The following is a 21,540-nucleotide window of genomic DNA, read 5'->3' on the forward strand; positions in this document are numbered from 1 at the left end:
TTTTCCTCAGCGGCTACCGATACGAGTGGCTTTGGTCTGTGCTTCGATTGAAAGGCGGCAGACTTCGTAGACGTGGCCTTGCGTCATCGCAGTTTCGGTGCGGTCGCGTACATCGGCGGCGAAAGCATCGAAATAATCGAGCTTCTCACCACTGCAGTCGATATGCGTCATCTCCTTGCCGTTGACGAGGAAGAGGTGATCCTTGCCGGGGCGGCCGGCAATATCGATATATTTGCGCAGTTCGATATAACCCTCGGTCCCGAGGATGGTCAGGCGTCCGTCGCCCCAGGTCGGTAGCGCGTCGGGCGTGAACCAGTCGACGCGGACATAACCGCTCGCCTTGTCGGAGCGCAGCAGCACTTCGCCGAAATCCTCGAAGGCCGGCTTTTCAGGCATGCCGAAATTACCAACCGAGCTTGCCACCACCTCGCCCGTCGTCGAGCCGGTATAGAACAGGAACTGGTCGACCTGATGCGAGGCGATATCGACAATGATACCGCCAAAGGCTTCCGGATCGAAGAACCAGTCCGGCCGCGTCGGCAATTGCAGCCTGTGGGGGCCCATGCCGAGCGTCTGGATGACCTTGCCGATCGCGCCTTCCTTGACGAGCTTGCCGGCCTTCACGGCGGAGCGCACGCAATGGCGTTCGGAAAAGCAGATGGAGAAAATCTTGCCGGTCTCGGCAACGGTGCGCTTGACCTCTTCGAGCTGTGCGAAGGTCGTCACGCCCGGCTTGTCTGTCATGACATCCTTGCCGGCCTGCATGGCGCGGATCGCTAAGCCTGCCCGATCGCGAGGAATCGCGGCTATGCAGATCACGTTGATCGAGGGATCGGCAAAGATCTTTTCACGGTCGATCTGCGGTGCATCCGGATAGGTCTTTTCAAACATCTCGCGGAGTGCGGGCACTGATGTCTGCGGGCAATAACCGACGAATTCAGCACCGGCGGCTAACAATCCCTTCACATGATCGAACGTATGCCCATGGTCGATCCCGACGACGGCAAATCTCAACATCGCAATATTTCCTCCCGGGGGGATTTCTGAGTCCGGCGGTCGCCGATCCTCCTCCATGGGGCAAAACAGATAACGAAAGACCTGATCTGTCAAGGCAAGATCAGCGGCAAAAGAGTTTTGCCATCTCGTTAAATATATGAAATAGAAAGGTTATTTTGTATCTAAATAGTTATAAGTTATGATGAAATACTGATTTGGCGTTCTCGCGTGACCATACCCCCGATACAACGCGAACCGCTTTTCTCGCAGCGAGACTTGCTCTGTTGCAACGAATATGCTCGATTTTCATCGCCGTCGGGTTGGAGGACGGCACCCATCAATTTTTTCGCAGGAGCGCTCCCCGCTCCGCCCGTGACGGAAGATCGCCATGTCCCATTTCCCCCTCGATGCTGCCGTCTCAGGCGGTCTCTTTGTCGGCCGCGCCTGGAATCCGGAGGTTGCCGGGCCGAGCATCGTGACGCTGCGTGACGGCGCCCTCGTCGACATTACCTCTTCCGAAGCGCCAACGCTGAGCGCGCTGTTGGAGCGATCAGATGCGGCAGAATTCGTCCGCACTGCCGCCGGCAAAACGCTCGGTAGGTTGGAGGAAGTTGCGGCAAACTGCACAGGCAAGCCCGATGCGAGTAAAGCCTATCTGTTGGCGCCGGCGGACCTGCAGGCGATCAAGGCCTGCGGCGTAACCTTCGCCCAATCGATGATTGAACGCGTCATCGAGGAAAAGGCCGTCGGCAACCCGGATCGCGCCGCCTCCATCCGCGAGCGCGTCAGCACGCTGATTGGTGGAAGCCTGACCAATATCAAGGCCGGTTCGCCGGAGGCGGCCACGGTCAAGCAGGCGCTGATCGAAGAAGGCATCTGGTCGCAATATCTTGAGGTTGGCATCGGCCCGGACGCCGAGGTCTTCACCAAGTCGCCGGTTCTCTCATCGGTCGGCTGGGGGTCGGACGTCGGCCTTCATCCGATCTCGACCTGGAACAATCCCGAGCCGGAAATCGTTCTGGCGGTCAACAGCCGCGGCGAGATCAAGGGCGCGACACTTGGCAACGACGTGAACCTGCGGGATGTCGAAGGCCGCTCGGCGCTGCTGCTCGGCAAGGCGAAGGACAATAACGCTTCCTGCTCCATCGGCCCTTTCATCCGCCTCTTCGATGCGAGCTACAGCCTCGATAACGTACGCAAAGCCGAGCTGGACCTCAAGGTCACCGGCACGGACGGCTTTGTGCTGCACGGCAAGAGCTCCATGTCGCAGATCAGCCGCGATCCGACCGATCTCGTCAAGCAAACGGTTGGCGCTCACCACCAGTATCCGGATGGTTTCATGCTGTTCCTCGGCACGCTGTTTGCGCCGACACAGGATCGCGACGCAAAGAATCAGGGGTTTACCCACAAGATCGGCGACGTCGTGGAAATCTCGTCGGCGGGCCTTGGCGCGCTGGTCAACACGGTAAGGCTTTCGACTGAATGCCCGCCCTGGACCTTCGGCATTTCCTCGCTAATGGGCAACCTCGCAAAGCGCGGGCTGCTCTGAGCTACTGGTTTCGCCTGACACCCTGCAGGAGGTCGAGAACGGAATTCGCGGCTTCGAGCACGTTCGTCCCCGGACCGAACACCGCGGCAACGCCGTGTTCGTGAAGGAACTCGTAATCCTGCCGCGGAATCACGCCGCCGCAGACGACGATGATATCGCCTCCCCCTTGTTCCTTCAGCTTATCGATCAGCTGCGGCAATAGCGTCCTGTGCCCGGCCGCCAGCGACGAGACGCCGACGACATTGACCTTCTCGCCGAGCGCCATGCCGGCCGCCTCTTCGGGCGTCTGGAACAGCGGGCCGGCGAGGACGTCGAAGCCGACATCGCCGAAGGCAGAGGCGATGACCTTGGCGCCACGGTCATGTCCGTCCTGGCCGAGCTTGGCGACCATGATCTTCGGCTTGCGGCCCATTGTCTCTGTTACTTCCGCCATACGCACCTTGAGCACGTCAAGCTCCGGCTCGTCCCGGTAGGCCGCACCATAGATGCCGCGGATCACCTTGGGCGTCGCAAAATGATCGCCGAAGACCTCCCGCATCGCATCGGAGATTTCGCCGACGGTTGCCCGCGCCCTTGCCGCTTCGACGGCAGCGGCCAGCAGGTTGCCGTTGCCGCTGCGGGCAATCTCCAGAAGTGCCGCCAGCGTTTCCTTGACCTTCACGCCGTCGCGGCGGCGCTTGGTCTCCTCGATACGGCGGATCTGCGCGGCGCGTACCGCGCTGTTGTCGATCTCCAGGATATCGATCGGCTGTTCGGCCTCGAGCCGGTACTTGTTGACCCCGACAATGACCTCTTCGCCCTTGTCGACGGCGGCCTGACGGCGGGCGGCGGCTTCCTCAATCAGCCGCTTCGGCAGGCCCTCATTGACGGCTTTTGTCATACCGCCAAGCGCCTCGACCTCCTCAATCAGCGCCCAGGCTCTATCGGCCAGTTCCTTCGTCAGGCTCTCCACATAATAGGAGCCGGCAAGCGGATCGACGACCTTGGTGACACCGGTCTCATGCTGCAGGATAAGCTGGGTGTTGCGGGCGATGCGGGCGGAAAATTCCGTCGGCAGCGCAATCGCCTCGTCGAAGGAATTGGTGTGCAGCGACTGCGTGCCGCCGAGCACGGCCGACATGGCTTCAAAGGCGGTGCGGATGATGTTGTTATAGGGATCCTGCTCCTGCAGCGAGACGCCCGAGGTCTGGCAATGGGTGCGCAGCATCAGGGAGGCTGCCTTCTTCGGCTCGAACTCCTCCATGATGCGGGTCCAGAGCTGCCGAGCCGCGCGAAGCTTGGCCGCCTCCATGAAGAAATTCATGCCGATCGCAAAAAAGAAGGAGAGCCGACCGGCGAAGTCATCGACATCAAGACCCTTGGCAATCGCCGCACGCACATATTCGCGTCCGTCGGCGAGCGTAAAGGCAAGCTCCTGCACCAGCGTCGCGCCCGCCTCCTGCATGTGATAGCCAGAGATCGAGATCGAATTGAATTTCGGCATCTCCTTCGCCGTATATTCGATGATATCGGCGACGATGCGCATCGAGGGTTCCGGCGGATAGATATAGGTGTTGCGGACCATGAACTCCTTGAGGATATCGTTCTGGATGGTTCCAGAGAGTTCCGCCTTCGCAACGCCCTGCTCCTCACCGGCGACGATGAAATTCGCCAGAATCGGTATGACCGCGCCATTCATGGTCATGGAAACGGACATGTCCTGCAGCGGAATGCCGTCGAAGAGGATCTTCATGTCCTCAACACTGTCGATCGCCACGCCCGCCTTGCCGACATCGCCGACGACGCGCGGATGATCGCTATCATAGCCGCGATGGGTGGCAAGGTCGAAGGCCACGGAGAGGCCCTTCTGGCCGGCGGCGAGATTGCGGCGGTAGAAGGCGTTGGACTCCTCGGCGGTCGAAAAGCCGGCATATTGCCGGATCGTCCAGGGCCGGCCGGCATACATGGTGGCGCGCGGACCGCGCGTGAAAGGCGCAAAGCCCGGCATGCTGTCTGCGTCGGCGCCATCGAGATCGGCGGCGGTGTAGAGCGGTTTGACGTCGATGCCCTCAGGCGTGTGCCAGGTCAGTGTATCAGGTGCTGCACGCAGCTCCTTTTCCGCCAGCGCCTCCCAATCCGACAGCGTCTTCTTCGTCATATCATCCTCCGCATCGTCTGCGCGCCACGCTACCATCATGCGGTGACGCGGCGCGATACAGCCTTAGGATAATTTGATCGGCAAGGCGATGATAGACGTTCAGCGATGCGCGGCCCAGGGCACGAAGCGCCGCTCGATCAGCCGCGCCAGGATCTCCAGCAGGAAGGCAATCGCGGCAATAACAATGATCCCACCGATGACAATATCGGTCACAAGAAACTGCGCGGCAGACTGGATCATGAAGCCGAGGCCCTGGCTTGCCGCAACGAGCTCGGCCGCGACCACCGTCGACCAGCCAGCGCCCAGCGCAATGCGCGTACCCGTCAGGATGGACGGAATGGCGCCCGGAAGAATGACATGCAGCAGCACCTGCAGCCGGCTCGCCCCGAAGGAGCGGGCAGCGTTGACGAAATCGCCGGGAGCGGATTTGACGCCTGCTGCCGTCGACAGGATGATCGGCGGCAGCATGGCAAGCGAGATGACGGTAACCTTCGAGGCCTCGCCGATGCCGACCCAGATGATGATCAGCGGCAGATAGGCAAGCGGCGGCAGGGGTCGCAGGAATTCGACGATCGGATCAAGGATGCCCTTGCAGATGCGGCTGGTGGCGATCGCAAGACCTGCCGGCACACCGATGATGAGCGAAACGGCGAGCGCTGCAAAGATGCGCAGCAGGCTTGCGAGCGTATGTTCGGCAAGCGTGGAATCGACGAAACCGTTGATCGCGACATTGGCGAGCGATTTCGCCACGACAAGCGGCGACGGCAGGAAGACCGGCGAGACTGCGCCATAGGCCGAAGCAAGGCTCCAGCCGGCGATAATGACGACGATGGTTGCAAGCGAGATCGGCAGCGTACCACGGCGTTTCGGCCGCGCCTCTACCGGCTGATCCGACACTGCGGCTGTGAGTGTTTCCGCCTCGACGCTCATGCAGCAATCTCCTCTTCATCCGCGTGGATGAGTGCGGTCAGTTCGTCATGCAGATTTTTAAACGCGGTGAGCGACTTGATCTCCTTGACGCTTCTGCCGTCGAGCAACGCCTTGCCAAACTCGGTCCTGATGTCGGCGACGATGCGGCCGGGATTGGGCGCCAGCACGATGACGCGTGTCGCAAGCAACAGGGCCTCGTCAATGCTGTGGGTGATCAGCAGGGCACCGGTTTTGCTTTCCGCCCAGACATCCAGCAGGAATTTCTGCATGCGGCTGCGTGTCAGCGCGTCGAGCGCACCGAGCGGTTCATCAAGCAACAGGAAGCGAGGGCCGGAGGCGAGCGCGCGGGCGATGCCGACGCGCTGGCGCATGCCGCCTGAGAGTTCCCAGATATTCTTGTGACCGGCGCCATCAAGGCCGACCTTCACCAGCAGTTCTTCCGCGCGGCGCTGCCTATCGCCCTTCGGGATGCCCTGAAGCTTCAATGGAAAGGCCACATTGCCGGCGGCGGTCAGCCAGGGATAGAGCGCGTCGTCCTGAAACACCACGGCCCGGTCTACGCCCGGCCCGTCGATCTCTTTGCCGTCGACCAACACGCGCCCCTCGCTCGGCTCAGTGAAGCCTGCAGCAATATTGAGAAGGCTGGTCTTGCCGGAACCCGAACGGCCGATGACCACCACGAACTCATCGGAGGCAATATGCAGGTTGATGCCATCGAGCACACGTCTCTTCCGACGACTGCCTGCCTCGGCATAATCGAGCGATAGGGACTGCAGTGAAAGTATGCTCATGGGCATCACCTGTTTTAAGAAAAACCGGCGCAGCCGAAGCCGCGCCGGGACCCTTGGGAGGATCAAAGACCTGCTTTGGCTGCTTCCTTGACCCAGTGGTCGGAAACATAGGGGCTGTAGTCCTTCAGAACGCCAGGAATCTTGCCCTGCTCCAGAAGGAAGGCCGAGGTTTCGGCAACAGCCTTCGTCGTACCGCCACCGAGGAGATCTGCGCTCGCCTGTTCCTTCAGGCTCGGGAAAGTGTAGCCCTTGAGAAGAGTCGGCACTTCATCGGTCTTGGCGCCGGTGAGCTTGGCAATCTTCTCAGCTTCTGGTGATTTCGCATTCCAGCTATCCGGATTGGCGAGATAAGAAGCGTAAGCCGCACCCGTGACCTTCACGAAGCCGGTGACAACGTCAGGATGGGCCTCGGCAAATTTCTTGCTGACGATCCAGGCATCGAAAGTCGGGCCGCCCCACTTGGCGACATCGGCCGAAGTGGCAAGCACGCTGCCGCTCTTCTTGAGCTGCGCCAGGACCGGATCCCAGACATAGGCGCCGTCGATGTCACCGCGTTCCCAGGCGGCGGCGATTTCCGGCGGACGCAGGTTGAGGATCTGCACCGACTTCGGATCGACTTTCCAGTGCTTCAGCGCCGTCAGCAGACTGTAGTGCGCTGTCGAGACGAAGGGGGTGGCGATCTTCTTGCCCTTGAGGTCCTCGGGCTTGGTGATGTTCTTGACAGCGAGCGCTTCGGCGTCGCTGATGAGACCGACCACGTAGATCGTCTCGATCGGCAATTCGCGGCTGGCTGCGGCCGCAAGCGGCGACGAGCCGACATAGCCGATGTCGATGGAGCCGGAGGCGATGGCAGCGATGACATCAGCGCCGCCATCGAATTTCTGCCAGTTGATCTTCGCCCCGGTCACCTTCTCATAGGTGCCATCGGCCTGCGGGACGCGCGAAGGCTCGACGATTGGCTGATAGCCGATATTGAGCGTGACGTCGGCGGCATCGGCTGCATAGGTGGTCAAGGCCATGACAGCGGCAGCGGCCGTGCCCAGAAGGTTGCGTCGGTTGATTTTCATATCCCTCTCCCGCAATGTTCAAAATCATTCCGCCCCGGGAATGTGAATAGATCATTGTAAAATTCATAGATTTTATAGAGATAGAAAATTCCTGTAATCGGGCATGAGAGATAATTTGCTTCTAAATAATGAGAGAGAAACGGTGGTTTCCCGATCCGCCCGGTAATTCCACCAAATAACCGACTGACATCTCAGGACAGTATTGATGAAGAAAATGCAGATCTACGCCTTCGACATGAACTGCGTCGGACACATAAATCACGGCATGTGGGCGCATCCCCGGGATCGTTCGGTCAACTATACCGATCTCGATTACTGGGCGGATTTTGCGCGCACGGCCGAACGCGGCAAGCTCGACGGCATTTTTCTGGCCGATATTGTCGGCGTCTACGATGTCTACAAGAACAGTCCCGCCCCGGTCATCGAAACGGGTGCGCAGATCCCGGTCAACGACCCGCTGATGCCGATTTCGGCGATGGCCTATGTCACGAAGCATCTTGGCTTCGGCGTGACCGTCAATACGACCTATGAGCCTCCCTTCCTTCTCGCGCGGCGCATGTCGACGCTAGACCATCTGACGAAGGGCCGCATCGGCTGGAATATCGTCACCGGCTATCTCGACAGCGCTGCCCGCAGCATGGGATTCGACAAGCTGCCGGAGCATGATGCGCGCTATGACGCCGCCGAGGAATATCTCGAAATCCTCTACAAGCTCTGGGAGGGAAGCTGGGACGACGGCGCGGTGCTGCGCGACAGGGAACGCGGCATCTTCACCGATGCGTCGAAGGTCCGCGCCGTCAGCCATCAGGGCCAATATTATAAGATGGAGGGAATCCACTTGGCGGAGCCCTCCCCGCAGCGCACGCCGCTTCTCTTCCAGGCCGGCGCTTCGGCGCGCGGACAGGATTTCGCCGCCCGTCATGCCGAATGCGTCTTCATCGCCGGACCGACGCCGCAATCGGCGCGCCCGACGGTCGATGCCCTGCGCTCCAAGACACAAGCGAATGGTCGCGGCGCGGATGCAATCAAGATCCTGAGCCTCATAACCGTCGTCGTCGGAAAGACCGAAGCCCAAGCGCAGGAAAAGCTTGAGGACTATCGCCGGCATGCAAGCGTCGAGGCCTCGCTGGCGCATTACTCCGCCTCGGTCGGAGTCGATTTTTCGAAATACGGCCTTGATGAAGTGATCGACCAGAGCTCGACCAATGCCAATCAGTCGGCCCTAGCGGCGATCACCAAGCAGGCGGCAAAGCCGGTGACGAAGCGACAGATCATCGACCAGATGGTGCTCGGCAGCCGCATGAAGCCGATCGTCGGCTCGCCAGAGCAGATTGCCAACGTCCTGCAACGCTGGATCGAGGAGGGCGACATCGATGGTTTCAATCTGGCGCGCACGGTGGCGCCGGAAAGCCTCAATGATTTCGTCGATCTCGTCGTGCCGGTCCTGCAGGAGCGCGGCCTCTTCAAGGCTGATTATGCGGAAGGACCGCTGCGGCGGAAGCTGTTCGGCGGAAATGGCCGACTGTCTGCCAGCCATCCCGCCGCTCGCTTCAGGCGCTAGATCTCAGCGGTGATCCAGACGGGCGACCAGCCGGTCGCCCAGCCACTGGATGCCGCAGACGAGTACGATGAGCACGGCGACGACTGCGATCATCACATTGGTCTCGAAACGCTGGTAGCCATAGCGAATGGCGAGGTCGCCGAGACCGCCGGCACCGATAGCGCCGGCCATGGCCGATGCACCGATCAGCGTCACCAGCGTGACGGTAAAGCCGGCGACGATGCCCGGCAGGGCTTCGGGAACGAGAACCTCGCGGATGATCGTCCAGCGATTGCCGCCCATGGCGCGCACGGCGTCGATCAGCCCACGATCCACCTCCCGTAACGAGACCTCGGCGATACGGGCATAATAGGGTGTCGCGGCAATAGCGAGCGGAACGATAGCCGCCCAGGTGCCGATCGCCGTGCCGACGATCAGGCGCGTCAGCGGGATCAGCGCCACCAGAAGGATAATGAAGGGTACCGAACGGAAGCCGTTGATAACCCCGCCGAGAATGCGGTTGATCGCGAGGTTTTCGGCAATGCCGCCGCGGTTGGTCAGCACCAGCGCCAGTCCGAGCGGCAGGCCTGCAACCAGCGAAATCAATCCGGATGTCGCCGTCATCAGCACCGTCTCCCAGAGGGAGCGCAGCAACAGATTAATCATGATCGGTGTCATAACCAAGCACCTCCACCCGGGCGGACCGGGCCTTCAGAAATTGTTCGACCTTTTCTGCAAGCGCGGGATCGCGCGCAGGAACGGCAATGAAGAACCGCGCCACCGGCTGGTTCTGGATATGATCGATGCCACCGTGAACGAGGCGGAAGGAGTGCGGCAGCGCTGACGAAAGATCGGCAAAGAGAGCACCTTGCGCTTCCGGCCCGGCGAGATCGACGCTCAGGATCACTTCCGTGCCGCCGGAATGCGACAGCCGCGCGGCGATATGTTCGGGAAGCTGCGGGCGGATACCGCCGAGCAGGCTTTTGGTGATCGCTGCCTGCGGATCTGCGAAGATCGACCAGACCTGTCCCTCCTCCACGATGCGGCCCGCATCGATGACGGCAACGCGATCGGCAATGCCGCGAACGACTTCCATTTCATGGGTGATCAGCAGAATCGTAAGTCCAAGCTTACGATTGATGTCCTTCAGCAGAGCCAGGATGGATCGCGTCGTCTCCGGGTCGAGCGCGGAGGTCGCCTCGTCGGACAGCAACAGAGCGGGGCGAGCGGCAAGTGCGCGGGCGATGCCGACGCGCTGCTTCTGGCCGCCTGAGAGCGAAGATGGATAAGCCGTAGCCTTGTCGGATAAGCCGACCAGTTCCAGAAGCTCCTGCGCCCGCTTCAGCCGTTCGGCCTTGCCGACGCCTTCGATCTTCAGCGGCAAGGCGACATTATCCTCGACGGTCTTGGCCGACAGAAGATTGAAATGCTGGAAGATCATGCCGATGCGACGGCGCAATGGCTGCAGCTCCTGCTCGGCGAGACCTGCAATGTTGCGGCCCTCGATGACGATCTCGCCACTGTCGGCGCGCTCGAGACCGTTGAGACAACGGATCAGCGTCGACTTGCCGGCGCCGCTGCGGCCGATGATGCCGAGAATTTCACCCTTCTTCACGGTCAGCGAAACACCGTCGAGTGCGGCTGTCGCGCCGAACTTGCGCTTGACATCTCTCAGACGCACGACCTCTTCGGCGTCGATGCGAGGCGTCTCTATCCCTGAGGCTGAGACAATTGAATTCATGATCATTCCTTCACAAACGCTGAAGGCGGCCCCGGCAAAGACCCGGGCCGCCTCAGTTATTGACGCCCTAGAGAGGGCGGCGAAATCAATAGGCGCTGAGCCCAGTACCCTTATACACCTTATCGAATTCGGCCTTGACCGTCTCGTTCTGATAGGAGGAGACGAGAGTCTTCACCCAATCGGCATCCTTGTTGTCTTCCTTCACGGCGATGAAGTTGCGGTAAGGATTGTCGGCGATCGGCTCCTGGGCGACACGCTCTGCCGGGGACAGACCGCTCTTCAGCGCCCAATCGGTGTTGACGACGCCGGCGTCGAGGTCGTCGATCGAACGGCCGACGATGCCGGCATCGAGTTCGCGGATCTCGATATTCTTCGGGTTTTCAGAGACGTCGACGATCGTGGCGAGAATGCCCGTTCCATCCTTCAGCTTGATCAAGCCTTCGTTCTGCAGAACACGCAGAGCACGGCCTTCGTTAGACGGATCATTCGGCACGCCGATCACGGCGCCCTCGGGCAGTTCGGCAACCGACTTGTGCTTCTTGCTGTAGAGGCCGATCGGCCAGACACCGGTATAGCCGACGGAAACGATGTGATAGCCGTGCTGCTTCACCTGGTTGTCCAGATAGGGCTGGTGCTGGAAGGCATTGGCGTCGATTTCGCCCCGCTCCAGCGCCTCGTTCGGCTGGGTGTAGTCGTTGAAGGTGATCGTCTCGATCTTGAGGCCCTTCTTGGCAGCCTCAGCGGTGACGACGCGCCAGACATCCTCATCCTCGCCGCTCATGATGCCGACCTTGATCGACTTGTCTGCAGCAAAGGAAGGAACCGGCCCAGCAAAGGCAATAAGTGCCGCCGCGGAGGCTGCAATAGCGAGGGCCGCGCGGCGCGAAAGCGAAATGGCGCTGATGTTTTTGTTCTTGGTCATTTTTTATCCCGTCTGACTAAATGAGGCCGAGCCCCGAGCAGGCGGATAATTGCAAATGCGCTTGCTGTGAGCGAAGCACGAACGTCCGATGTCCTGTCATCGCCGGGAAAACTCTTGCCGCGTCTTGGATAGTGGCAGGATAAATTTCTACCAAATTGATGGATTAATGTCAGGCTAAAATATGCTTGAATGAAAACGGCGCCTCGGAAGGCGCCGCCGAAAATCAATCCTGAAGCCCGTTTATTCGGCCGCGATCAGCCTTGAGGTTCGCCCCGGAAAGAAGGCTGCAAGTTCGCCTATCACCTCCCCGATGCGCTTGGACAACGGCTCGGAAGACACCTGATAGTCGGTGAAATCGCGGTCCGAGGCATACACGGCGGTCGGCAGCGTGTGAGCCATGAAGAAACCAAAGAGCGGGCGCAGTTGATGCTCGACCATCAGCGCATGACGGTCGCCGCCGCCGGTCGCGGTGATGACGATCGGCTTGGCGCGCAACTCATGCGGGTCGATAAGATCGATCAGATGCTTGAAGAGGCCCGGATAGCTGCCCTTGAAGGTCGGCGCGCCAATGACGAGGACGTCCGCATTGGCGATGTCGGCGATGATTTCCCGGGCGCGATTGTCGAGATCGTCGCGGCGCAACGCCTGGCCGAGCGAGGGACCGACATCCGTCAGGTCGTAGATCGTGTTGTCGAAGCCATATTTTTCGGCGGCGAGGCCGGCGATATTCTCGACCAGCGCAAAGGTCTTCGAGGGACGATTGAAGCTGCCGGCAAGACCGACCAGTTTGGGTGCAGACATATCATTTCCTTCCACTATCGCGCCGTCGATGGCTGCATCATGAGACGGATATTATCCATCAAAATAGTAGATTAAAGGAATGTCGATCCGTCTTGGTCAAAAGCCGGGGAAAATATGTTCGCTCAAACTGGACGCCGCTGATTGCGCTTACCTCGAAATAAAAGGCAGCGGAACGCTTTCCGCTGCCTTTTCTCTTTGCAGACGAGAGAGCCTATGCCGGGCGATGCTTGGGGATACGCGGCAGGAAGATGGTGAGCAGACCGAGTAGCGGCAGGTAAGAGCAGATGCGGTAGACAAACGCGATGCCGTGCGAGTCGGCAAAACCGCCGAGGAAGGCCGCACCGAGACCGCCCGCACCGAATGCGAAACCGAAGAAGACGCCGGCGATCAGGCCGACGCGACCCGGTACCAGCTCCTGCGCAAAGACGACGATGGCCGAGAAGGCCGACGCGAAGATCAGGCCGATGACGACGCTGAGCACGCACGTCCAGAACAGGTTCGCATAGGGCAGCAGCAGCGCGAAGGGGATGACGCCGAGGATCGAGAACCAGATGACGAAGCGTGCGCCGAAACGATCGCCGATCGGCCCTCCGAGGAAGGTGCCTGCGGCAACCGAACCCAGGAAGAGGAAGAGCATGAGCTGCGCCTGCTGCACACCAAGCTGAAAGCGGTCGATGACGTAGAAGGTGAAATAGCTCGAGACACTCGCCATGTAGACGTTCTTCGTCGCCGTCAGCAGCACGAGAATGAGCAGCGCCCAGACGACCTTGTTCTGCGGCAGCGGCAGCGTACGGCTCGGTGCCGCCTTGCTGGCGTTTTGGCGGCGGTGGCTCATATACCAGTTGCCGACCCAGCTCAGGACAACCATGCCGACCATGGCGATACCGGAAAGCCAGGACACGCTGTGCTGGCCGTTCGGCAGCACGATGAAGGCGGCCAGCAGGGGGCCGATCGCCTGACCGGCATTGCCGCCAACCTGGAAAAACGATTGTGCAAAGCCATGGCGACCGCCGGAGGCAAGGCGCGCCACGCGCGAGGATTCCGGATGGAAGACCGCCGAGCCGAAGCCAATCAGGCTTGCGGCAACCAGCAGCAGCTCGAAACTGCCGGCATTGCCAAGCAGGATCAGGCCGCAGAACGTGCTCGCCATGCCGACCGGCAGCGAATAGGGCATCGGCCAGCGATCGGTGACGATGCCGACGAGCGGCTGGAGAAGCGAAGCCGTGACCTGAAAGGTCATGGTCAAAAGACCAATCTGCACGAAATCGAGGTTATAATTGGCCTTGAAGAGCGGATAGAGCGAGGCAAGCAGCGACTGCATGATGTCGTTGAGCATGTGGCAGAAGCTGACTGCCACCAGAATGGACATTGCGGTCTTTTCAAAGCGGGGGGCGCTCTCGGCAACGGATGCCATGGGTCTTCCTCTTGCGCGGCCGGAACGATGCCGGGCGGTCGTCGGGGTTCGTGCGGACTGTTGTTGGGGCGATCGGGGCGTCGGAAGTGAGTTGTCAGCGGCGGTCGCTGAAAAAGCATTTATCGTATGAAGAGAGACGATTACAGCCCAGTTTTGTGCGGATCGGTACGGAGTTCTAAGATTTTCACTGCTGATCCTGCAATTCGGCCACCTCGCGTGCCGATCCGGCACAGGTGATCGGTCCGGGGGTTGGAGCCGGCAGATAATCAGGAGGGCGTTTTTACCGTCAGTCGCATTCGGCGCCAAGAGCAGACCAGGTGATGCTGGTCTTGAAGAACCTGCGATAGCAGGTTGCCGCTCGCCGTTTCATTTCGGTATCGCCACGACAACGCTGAGACCGACCGGATTACGCTGCCGCAGCTCCAATGTGCCTTGATGGGAGTGAACGATGTCTGCAACGATCGACAGACCGAGACCGAAACCGCCTCCAGCGCGAGACTGGTCCGACTTGAAGAAAGGCTCAAGGACCCGCTCTCGAAGCTCCTGCGGAATGCCTGGACCGTCATCCTCGACAATGATCAGCACGGTATCCGGCCGCTCAGCCATCGTCACCTCGACCTTGCCGGCAAATTTAACGGCGTTGTCGCAAAGATTGGTGACCGCGCGCGTGATGGAAAGCGGCCGGCATCTGGCAAGAAGCCGATTCGGCCCGGCGTATTGGACGGCGTGGCCGATATCTGCAAACTCACTGCAGACCGTCTGCAGGATGCTTGCGACGTCGACGAGTTCGATGGTTTCGGTTGCATAGTCGTTTCGAAGATAATTCAGGCTCTCGACGAGCAAGCTCTGGATCCGATCGACGTCGGAGAGTAGGGCGTCCTTCTGACCGCTCTCCCCCATCCGCTCCACACGCAGCTTCAGCCGCGTCAGCGGCGTACGCAGATCATGGCCGATGCCGCGCAGCATGCGGGTGCGGGCTTCGATCATCAGACGGATGCGCCGGCGCATGCCGTTCAATGCCCGGGCTAATGCAACAATCTCCACCGTTCCCTTCTCCTCGAAAACAGGAGAACCGGTGGTGATATCGGAAACCGCTGCCGCATGGGCAATGCGCTGTATGGGTTCGGTGATCGCCCTGATCGCGAATATGAAGAAAAAGCCGATCAATACGAAAAAGGCGACGAAGTAATAGGGGCCGCGTCCCAGGAACGCGCTGCTCAGCATGGAATCCGGGAAACCCGAGGTAATGACGATCGTGCCGTCGTCGACACGGGCGGCAATCACCCGCCGGTCATCGAGGAAGGTCTGCCAGCCGCCGATTGGCGGTTCGTTGTCTGGCGGAAACAGCCGGGCGGCGACGACGTCCAGCAAGCTCTGATGGCTCGAAGACTGTGCAAAGCGGCTCGCGGTCGCCGTCGGCGTGAGTTCGATGTGCCAGCCGGCGCGACGTGCGTTGGCGAGGATGATCTGCCGGTCTTCGGGCGAAGCGGACCCGAGAAGCTCGGCGATGGCGTTCAGCTTTTCGGCGATGTTTTCGAGATCCGGGGCGGCAAGATCTTCCCTCGCCCAGCGCTCCACCGCATCGCCCATAGTGATGATCGTCACCAGCGCCACCAGAATGATGATGGTGATCTGGCCGCGGATCGTCATCGTCACGCGACGCAGGCGTCTAAACATCGGCCTCTTCCACTTGGGCGGTAAAGACGTAACCGCCGAGCCGGACCGTCTTGATGAGGAGCGGATCGCGGGGGTCCATCTCGATCTTCTGCCTGAGCCGGCTGATATGCACGTCGATGCTGCGCTCGATCGGACCGGCAAGCCCGGCATGCGTGACCGCAAGCAGCTGCTCGCGGGTCAGAACCCGGCCGGCGTTGCGGCAAAAGGCCAGAAGCAGGTCGAACTCGTGGGTCGTCATGGCAATCCTGGCCTGGGCCGGATCGTGGACTTGACGCCGGGCCGGATCGATCCGCCAGCCCTCGAAGCGCAAAAGTCTGTGCGCGGGCCTTGCCTCCCGCTGTGCTGACAAGCCCGACCGGCGCAGGAGGCCTTTGATCCGGGCCAGCAGCTCACGCAGAACGAAGGGTTTGGTGACGTAGTCGTCCGCGCCGATCTCCAGCCCGACGATCCTGTCGATGTCGGTGCTCAAGGATGTCAGCATCAGGATCGGGATGCCTCCGCCTGCGCGCAGGCGCCGGCAGAGACTGAGACCATCTTCGCCCGGCAGCATGACATCGAGGACAACGAGATCGAAGGGCATAGCCCGCATCTTCGCGTCCATCGTTGCGCCGTCGCCCGCGAGCTCCACATCCATACCCTGCTCGACAAGACTGTCCCTCAGCATTTCGGCGATCTGACGATCGTCTTCGACAATCAGTATCCTCGGCCGTTCGACAGCCGCTCGTGTGCGCTCATCAACCAATCACGCCACCTCCGTTCTTCCTCTCATCCTTATCATGGCAGGCGAGAGCGTCCCCGCCCGCGATTATGAAGAAATGTTTCTACGGCGCAGAACGGCCACTCAAGCAGAAACAACTCTTAACAACATCCAACACGCGGTGCCGCCCGCACATGGCACTGCTAAGGCGTGGCGCGCTTCCAGGTCGGTCTCGGGGGGATGCGCGCAAAGTCAACCTCGGAGCATTCATGTCTGCCTCTCTAAAACTGACCGCGGATCGGTCCCGGCTGCTTTCCATCGCCGTGGCGTCGCTATTTTTATCGCCCTTTGCCGTACAAGCCGCCGACTTCACAAATGAGGGGCAGGCCGCGCAGGAACCGCCACCGCCGGACCCGGAGCGTTTTGGCCCGGTTCGCCAGGCGTTGCACGATTGGCACGTCGTCGTCGGCGCCGGCGCTGTCTTCAAACCGAAATATGAGGGAAGCGACGAGTTTGAAGTCTCGCCCTTCCCCTTCGTATCGGCCGAACTCTTCGACCGGATCACCATCGATCCAACTGGCATCGGGATTAAAGCCTTCGAAAAGGACGCTTTCCGCTTCGACGTCAATGTCGGCTACGACTCGGGCCGTGATGAAGACGATGCGGACACGCTGCGCGGAATGGGCGACATCGATTTCGGCGCGACGGTCGGCGGCAAGGCCACTTACACGTTCGGGCCTGCGAATATCTTCGTCTCGGTCGACAAGACGATCGGCGGAAGCAAGGGCCTGCTCGCAACCGCCGGCGCGGCAATCTCGCAGCCCCTGTCGGAGCATCTCATCCTCGGCGCCGAAGCCTCCGCCACCTTTGCGGACGATAACTATATGGAAGCCTATTTCGGTGTCGACGCTGGCCAGTCGGCCCGCTCCGGTCATGCTCAGTACAAGGCCGGGGCTGGGATCAAGAGCGTCGATCTCTCCGCTTCCGCCACCTACCTGATTAACGAGAACTGGGTGGTCAGGGGCGAGCAAGGCGTGAGCTTCCTGGTCGGAGACGCTGCAGACAGCCCGATCGTCAAGGAAAAGGTCCAGTCGCAAACCATGCTGATGCTAGGTTACCGGTTCTGACCCCGGTCGGTCAAAGCATCATTGCGAGCTGTCCAAAACCCATGGGGTCGCCGACGCGGCGGCCCTAAACGTCCGGCAATTAAACGAAAATCGCCCAGGGAATGAATTGATGACCTCCTTCACGCCGCTCTCTCGCACGCCCTGCCTGTCGCAGGGCGACCGGCCGTCCCAAAACCCCAGAACGGGTGTCCTGCTATCGATCGTCCTGCTGTCTGCGACCGCCGGGCTCCCGATCCACGGTCTCGCCGCTGACATGGAGGGGCCGAAAGTGTCGGTTATCGCTGCGAGAGCCCAGGTTCTCGAACAGAGCGTTTCCGTCGTCGGCACGGTCGTCGCGCGGGAAACGACGCTGGTCAACACCGATCTCTCCGGAGCCCGGATAGTCTCGATCGCCGCCGAAGAAGGCGATCTCGTCAGCCGCGGACAGGTGCTTGCGACATTGGATACGTCGAGGATCGATGTCGAGCTTATGCAAAACGACGCGCAGGCGGCGAGCGCAGCAGCTCAACTCGGGCAGGCCTCAAGCGCACTCGACAATGCCTTGATTTCGCAGGAGGAGGCCGAGGCCGATCTTACGCGCGCGCAAAARCTCGTTCCCAAGGGGTTGATGTCGCAAGAAGCACTCGAACAGCGACAAAAGGCGCTCGCGCGCGCAGAGGTGAGCGTGCGGGCCAGCAGGCAGGCCGTCCAATCGGGAGAAGCTGCCGTCAAGACCGTCGCTGCGGCGCGCAAGGATATTGAATTGCGACTGAGCTATGCGACGATTGTGGCGCCGGTGGCAGGCCGGATCATCAACCGGTCCGCCAAGGTCGGCGCGACCGCCTCCTCATCCAGCGAGCAGCTCTTCATCATCGCCAATGACGACCAGTTCGAACTGGAAGCAGAAATCCCACAGGCTCAGTTCGATGTCGTGCTCGTCGGCGCCGTCGTTCATGTTTTGCTCGGTGAGGATCATGACGGTTTGACAAGCGCCGTCCGCTTCGTCGCACCGGCGCTCGCCGACCGGACACGGCTCGGACGCGCACGGATCACTCTGCCCCGTGGATTGACGGCCCCAATTGGCGCCTTTGCCTCGGCGCGCATCGAGATCGGAAGCAGCAAAGGCATATTCCTGCCCGCCTCGGCGATTGCCAGCTCCGGTGAGGAACCATCGATCAAGATCCTTAAGGACAATCGCATCGAACGAAAGCTGGTTTCGCTCGGTTTTCGCCAGGCCGGTTTCGTTGAGATCCGCTCCGGCGTCGACGAAGGCGACCTGGTGGTGACGAAGTCGGGTGGCTTCATGGAGGCCGGCGACCAGGCGGTCCCGGTCATGGTGCAAGCCGATGCAAGCCCGGTCTCTGAAGGCAACTGAGGTCATCCGATGAACATCTCCGCATGGGCGATCCGCACCCCGCTGCCCGTCATCCTCCTGTTCGTCATCCTCACCGGCCTCGGGCTGAAGAGCTATGGAACGCTGCCGATCACCTATTTTCCGGCCATCAATGTGCCGACGGTCGGCGTGACCGTCGAAGAACCCGCGGCTRCACCCGATCAGATCGAAATCCAGATCACCAGGCTCGTCGAGGACAGCGTCGCGACCCTTTCCGATATCAAGCACATCAGTTCGACGATTTCCGAAGGTCGATCGGAGACCACGGTCGAGTTTGAAATCGGCGTGCCGGTCGACCGGGCCGTCTCCGACGTCAGGGACGCGGTCACGAAGATCCGCGATCGCCTGCCTGCCGCCATCGATGAACCGGTCATCAATAGGATCGAATCCGAAAACCAGCCTGTCGTCACCTATTCGGCCCATAACGGCTCGATGTCGGCGGAAGATCTGTCCTTTTTCATCAACGACGTCGTCGTGAGAAAGCTCCAGGGGTTGGCCGGATTTGGCCGCGTCGAGCTCGTCGGCACCGTCAACCGCGAAATCCATGTTCTCCTGAAGGCGGATAGGCTCGCCCCTCTCGCCCTGACGGCGGCCTCGGTCAGCGATCAGATCGCCGCAAGCCAGTTCAATCTGCCGTCTGGGCGGGGCAATGTCGACGCGCAGGACATGACGGTGGCAACAAAGGCAGCCGTTACAACCCTCGACGAACTCAGGGCCATTCGTCTTGCCTTGCCGCAGGGAAAGAGCGTCTCGGTCTCCGATGTCGCCACGGTTGCAGACACGAGGGAGAAACGACAGGATTTCGCGCGCCTCGACGGCGAGCCGGCGATCGGCTTTACGGTCTACAAGGCGACGGGTGCTGGAGACGTCGACGTTGCCGAAAAAGTTGCCACGGCTCTTGAGGAAATAGCCGGTTCGAGGCCCGGAACGCAGTTCAAAATCGTCGACGACAGCGTCACGCTGACACTCGCAAACTTCCTGTCTGCCCGCAGCACGCTGATCGAGGGGGCGATCCTTGCCGTGCTCGTCGTCTTCCTCTTCCTGCGCGACTGGCGCGCCACGCTCATTGCCGCCATCAGCCTGCCACTTTCGGCAATCCCGACCTTCTGGGTGATGGAACTGGCCGGCTTCTCGCTCAACATGCTGAGCCTGCTTGCAATCACGCTGGTGACGGGAATTCTCGTCGACGACTCCATCGTCGAGATCGAAAACATCGTCCGTCACAAGAGCCTCGGCAAAAGCGCCTATAAGGCTGCGATCGACGCGTCAGACGAGATCGGCCTCGCCGTCATTGCGATCTCGGCCGCCATCATTGCCGTCTTCGCCCCTGTCGGCATGATGCCCGGCGAAGTAGGCCAATATTTCCGCCAGTTTGGCCTGACGGTCGCGATTGCCGTCTTCTTCTCGCTCCTCGTCGCGCGCCTGGTAACCCCGCTGATCGCTGCTTATTTTCTGACCTCACCGAGCAAACCGCACGCGGAAGGGCGGCTGGTTGTGCGCTATCGCGCGCTCGTCGGCGTGGCGATCAGATGGCGATGGATCACAGCCGGACTGGCGGCCGGGCTCTTTGCCCTGACGATCCTGCTTGCCGGTTTCCTGCCGACCGCGTTTCTGCCGGCGCAAGATAYCGGCCGGATCACGGTGTCGATCGAGCTGCCGCCAGGCTCGACGCTTGCCGACAATGAGGAGGTAAGCGATCTGGTTACCCGTCGTCTCAGGGGGATCGAGGATATCAAGACCGTGTTCGTGCGCGCCGGATCAGGGTCCGACGGCGTACGCGATATCCGCAAGTCGACCATCGTGATGTCCCTTGCAGATCGTAGCCAGCGTAAGCTTCCGCTCGAGCAAATCCAGGAAAAGGCCGAGGTTCTGTTGAAAGCCATTCCCGACCTTCGCTTCGAATTCATCAACGACCGCGGCGGCCGGGATGTGTCGTTCGCAATCCTGAGCGTCAATGGCGAGCAGGCGTCGAGGGCCGCCCGCGCAATGCTGGGCGAAATGCGCTCCAACACGATGTTCGTCAATCCGGCTTCTTCGGAAGCGACGCGCCAGCCAGAACTTGGGGTGGTCGTGTCGCCGGAGCGCGCCGCCGATCTTGGCGTCAGTGCGAGAGAGATCGCGACAGCAATCAGGGTCGCGACCTTGGGAGATTCTGATTCGAGGCTGCCATCATTCAAGGACAACGGCAGATTGATCCCGATCCGCACGCTCGTCGAGGATGCCGGGATAGACCGTTCGGAGAAGCTGCGACAGTTACGGGTCATGACGTCATCGGGAACCCTCGTGCCGCTTGAGGCAGTCGCACGCCTGGAGGAAAGTGAAAGCGCTTCCGTCATCCATCGCATGGAACGCCAGCGTCGGGTTGAAATCGGCGCCGACCTTGCGCCAGGTATCACGCAGGGCGAGGGCATCGCAGCGCTCAGGGACCTGCCCTCCGTCAGGGCGCTGCCGGCGGAGGTCGAAATGCGGGCAACCGGCGATTCCGATTCCAAGGACAGCGTTTTTACGAGTTTTGCTTTCGCCATGATCGCGGGCTTGAGCCTTGTGGTGGTCGTGCTCATCTTGCTCTTCGGCAGCCCGCTCACACCGCTGACGATCGTCACCCCTCTTCCGCTTGCGCTTTCAGGCGTCGTTGCCTCCCTCATCGTCACCGGCTATCCCGTGTCGCTGCCGGTCGTCATCGGGATCCTCATGCTGATGGGCATCGTCGTGAAGAATTCGATCATGCTTGTCGATTTCGCAATCGAGCTCGAGCGTTCGGGCCTGTCACGCATCGAGG

General features: G+C 60.8%; 17 protein-coding genes. 5 read left to right on the plus strand and 12 right to left on the minus strand.

The window, feature by feature from the left end:
* Positions 1-6 precede the first annotated feature (6 nt).
* Positions 7-1,017, minus strand: a complete 1,011-nt coding sequence (locus tag AC1D35_RS21275) for a Gfo/Idh/MocA family protein (RefSeq protein ID WP_477851929.1) — start codon at positions 1,015-1,017, stop codon at positions 7-9.
* A 367-nt stretch (positions 1,018-1,384) separates the two neighbouring features.
* Here AC1D35_RS21275 and AC1D35_RS21280 point away from each other — a divergent pair, with 367 nt between their 5' ends.
* Positions 1,385-2,545 (plus strand): fumarylacetoacetate hydrolase family protein, encoded by a 1,161-nt coding sequence (locus AC1D35_RS21280; protein ID WP_477851930.1) that lies wholly within the window; start codon positions 1,385-1,387, stop codon positions 2,543-2,545.
* 1 nt (position 2,546) lies between these two features.
* Here the strand turns inward: AC1D35_RS21280 and scpA are convergent, their stop codons facing one another.
* From scpA to tauA, 4 genes are all read right to left on the minus strand, one after another.
* Positions 2,547-4,682: a methylmalonyl-CoA mutase gene (gene scpA, locus AC1D35_RS21285; RefSeq protein ID WP_477851931.1), complete on the minus strand. Its 2,136-nt coding sequence runs from the start codon at positions 4,680-4,682 to the stop codon at positions 2,547-2,549.
* Between the two features lie 99 nt (positions 4,683-4,781).
* Positions 4,782-5,612: an ABC transporter permease subunit gene (locus tag AC1D35_RS21290; RefSeq protein WP_477851932.1), complete on the minus strand. Its 831-nt coding sequence runs from the start codon at positions 5,610-5,612 to the stop codon at positions 4,782-4,784.
* Positions 5,609-6,403: a taurine ABC transporter ATP-binding protein gene (locus tag AC1D35_RS21295; RefSeq protein ID WP_477851933.1), complete on the minus strand. Its 795-nt coding sequence runs from the start codon at positions 6,401-6,403 to the stop codon at positions 5,609-5,611. Before AC1D35_RS21295 ends, AC1D35_RS21290 begins: the two co-directional genes overlap by 4 nt.
* 62 nt (positions 6,404-6,465) lie before the next feature.
* The gene (tauA, locus tag AC1D35_RS21300) at positions 6,466-7,470 is read right to left on the minus strand and encodes a taurine ABC transporter substrate-binding protein (protein ID WP_477851935.1); all 1,005 of its coding nucleotides are present in this window, start codon (positions 7,468-7,470) and stop codon (positions 6,466-6,468) included.
* A gap of 205 nt (positions 7,471-7,675) precedes the next feature.
* On the opposite strand from tauA, the gene AC1D35_RS21305 reads away from it, so the two are divergent.
* Positions 7,676-9,031, plus strand: a complete 1,356-nt coding sequence (locus AC1D35_RS21305; RefSeq protein WP_477851936.1) for an LLM class flavin-dependent oxidoreductase — start codon at positions 7,676-7,678, stop codon at positions 9,029-9,031.
* A gap of 3 nt (positions 9,032-9,034) precedes the next feature.
* Here the strand turns inward: AC1D35_RS21305 and AC1D35_RS21310 are convergent, their stop codons facing one another.
* The 7 genes from AC1D35_RS21310 to AC1D35_RS21340 all read right to left on the minus strand — a co-directional run bounded on the left by AC1D35_RS21310 (position 9,035) and on the right by AC1D35_RS21340 (position 16,307).
* The gene (locus tag AC1D35_RS21310) at positions 9,035-9,688 is read right to left on the minus strand and encodes a methionine ABC transporter permease (protein WP_113300398.1); all 654 of its coding nucleotides are present in this window, start codon (positions 9,686-9,688) and stop codon (positions 9,035-9,037) included.
* Positions 9,669-10,751, minus strand: coding sequence for a methionine ABC transporter ATP-binding protein (locus tag AC1D35_RS21315; RefSeq protein ID WP_477851937.1), 1,083 nt, complete (start codon positions 10,749-10,751; stop codon positions 9,669-9,671). Before AC1D35_RS21315 ends, AC1D35_RS21310 begins: the two co-directional genes overlap by 20 nt.
* Before the next feature lie 85 nt (positions 10,752-10,836).
* Positions 10,837-11,673, minus strand: coding sequence for a MetQ/NlpA family lipoprotein (locus AC1D35_RS21320; protein ID WP_477851938.1), 837 nt, complete (start codon positions 11,671-11,673; stop codon positions 10,837-10,839).
* Positions 11,674-11,913: 240 nt separating this feature from the next.
* A complete protein-coding gene (gene msuE / locus AC1D35_RS21325) occupies positions 11,914-12,474 on the minus strand; it encodes an FMN reductase (protein ID WP_113300400.1) in 561 nt (186 codons plus the stop codon).
* A 211-nt stretch (positions 12,475-12,685) separates the two neighbouring features.
* On the minus strand, positions 12,686-13,888 hold the full coding sequence (locus tag AC1D35_RS21330; protein ID WP_113310579.1) for an MFS transporter: 1,203 nt from the start codon (positions 13,886-13,888) through the stop codon (positions 12,686-12,688).
* Between the two features lie 366 nt (positions 13,889-14,254).
* A complete protein-coding gene (locus AC1D35_RS21335) occupies positions 14,255-15,565 on the minus strand; it encodes an ATP-binding protein (RefSeq protein WP_477851939.1) in 1,311 nt (436 codons plus the stop codon).
* Positions 15,558-16,307 (minus strand): response regulator transcription factor, encoded by a 750-nt coding sequence (locus AC1D35_RS21340; RefSeq protein ID WP_477851941.1) that lies wholly within the window; start codon positions 16,305-16,307, stop codon positions 15,558-15,560. Before AC1D35_RS21340 ends, AC1D35_RS21335 begins: the two co-directional genes overlap by 8 nt.
* A gap of 224 nt (positions 16,308-16,531) precedes the next feature.
* Between AC1D35_RS21340 and AC1D35_RS21345 the strand changes: the two genes are divergently transcribed.
* From AC1D35_RS21345 to AC1D35_RS21355, 3 genes are all read left to right on the plus strand, one after another.
* Complete coding sequence (locus tag AC1D35_RS21345; protein ID WP_477851942.1) at positions 16,532-17,389, plus strand: MipA/OmpV family protein; 858 nt, start codon at positions 16,532-16,534, stop codon at positions 17,387-17,389.
* A 109-nt stretch (positions 17,390-17,498) separates the two neighbouring features.
* Complete coding sequence (locus tag AC1D35_RS21350; RefSeq protein ID WP_477851944.1) at positions 17,499-18,743, plus strand: efflux RND transporter periplasmic adaptor subunit; 1,245 nt, start codon at positions 17,499-17,501, stop codon at positions 18,741-18,743.
* Between the two features lie 9 nt (positions 18,744-18,752).
* Positions 18,753-21,540 (plus strand): efflux RND transporter permease subunit (locus tag AC1D35_RS21355; RefSeq protein ID WP_477939985.1); only part of this gene is annotated, 2,788 nt, incomplete at its 3' end.

This window comes from Rhizobium sp. P1_E6 (assembly GCF_056405875.1).

What these genes read in the sequence shown, in the direction of transcription:
- AC1D35_RS21275 (WP_477851929.1), bottom strand. Translation starts at nt 1,017, where the DNA reads ATGTTGAGATTTGCCGTCGTCGGGATCGACCATGGGCATACGTTCGAT.
- AC1D35_RS21280 (WP_477851930.1), top strand. Translation starts at nt 1,385, where the DNA reads ATGTCCCATTTCCCCCTCGATGCTGCCGTCTCAGGCGGTCTCTTTGTC.
- scpA (WP_477851931.1), bottom strand. Translation starts at nt 4,682, where the DNA reads ATGACGAAGAAGACGCTGTCGGATTGGGAGGCGCTGGCGGAAAAGGAG.
- AC1D35_RS21290 (WP_477851932.1), bottom strand. Translation starts at nt 5,612, where the DNA reads ATGAGCGTCGAGGCGGAAACACTCACAGCCGCAGTGTCGGATCAGCCG.
- AC1D35_RS21295 (WP_477851933.1), bottom strand. Translation starts at nt 6,403, where the DNA reads ATGAGCATACTTTCACTGCAGTCCCTATCGCTCGATTATGCCGAGGCA.
- tauA (WP_477851935.1), bottom strand. Translation starts at nt 7,470, where the DNA reads ATGAAAATCAACCGACGCAACCTTCTGGGCACGGCCGCTGCCGCTGTC.
- AC1D35_RS21305 (WP_477851936.1), top strand. Translation starts at nt 7,676, where the DNA reads ATGAAGAAAATGCAGATCTACGCCTTCGACATGAACTGCGTCGGACAC.
- AC1D35_RS21310 (WP_113300398.1), bottom strand. Translation starts at nt 9,688, where the DNA reads ATGACACCGATCATGATTAATCTGTTGCTGCGCTCCCTCTGGGAGACG.
- AC1D35_RS21315 (WP_477851937.1), bottom strand. Translation starts at nt 10,751, where the DNA reads ATGAATTCAATTGTCTCAGCCTCAGGGATAGAGACGCCTCGCATCGAC.
- AC1D35_RS21320 (WP_477851938.1), bottom strand. Translation starts at nt 11,673, where the DNA reads ATGACCAAGAACAAAAACATCAGCGCCATTTCGCTTTCGCGCCGCGCG.
- msuE (WP_113300400.1), bottom strand. Translation starts at nt 12,474, where the DNA reads ATGTCTGCACCCAAACTGGTCGGTCTTGCCGGCAGCTTCAATCGTCCC.
- AC1D35_RS21330 (WP_113310579.1), bottom strand. Translation starts at nt 13,888, where the DNA reads ATGGCATCCGTTGCCGAGAGCGCCCCCCGCTTTGAAAAGACCGCAATG.
- AC1D35_RS21335 (WP_477851939.1), bottom strand. Translation starts at nt 15,565, where the DNA reads ATGTTTAGACGCCTGCGTCGCGTGACGATGACGATCCGCGGCCAGATC.
- AC1D35_RS21345 (WP_477851942.1), top strand. Translation starts at nt 16,532, where the DNA reads ATGTCTGCCTCTCTAAAACTGACCGCGGATCGGTCCCGGCTGCTTTCC.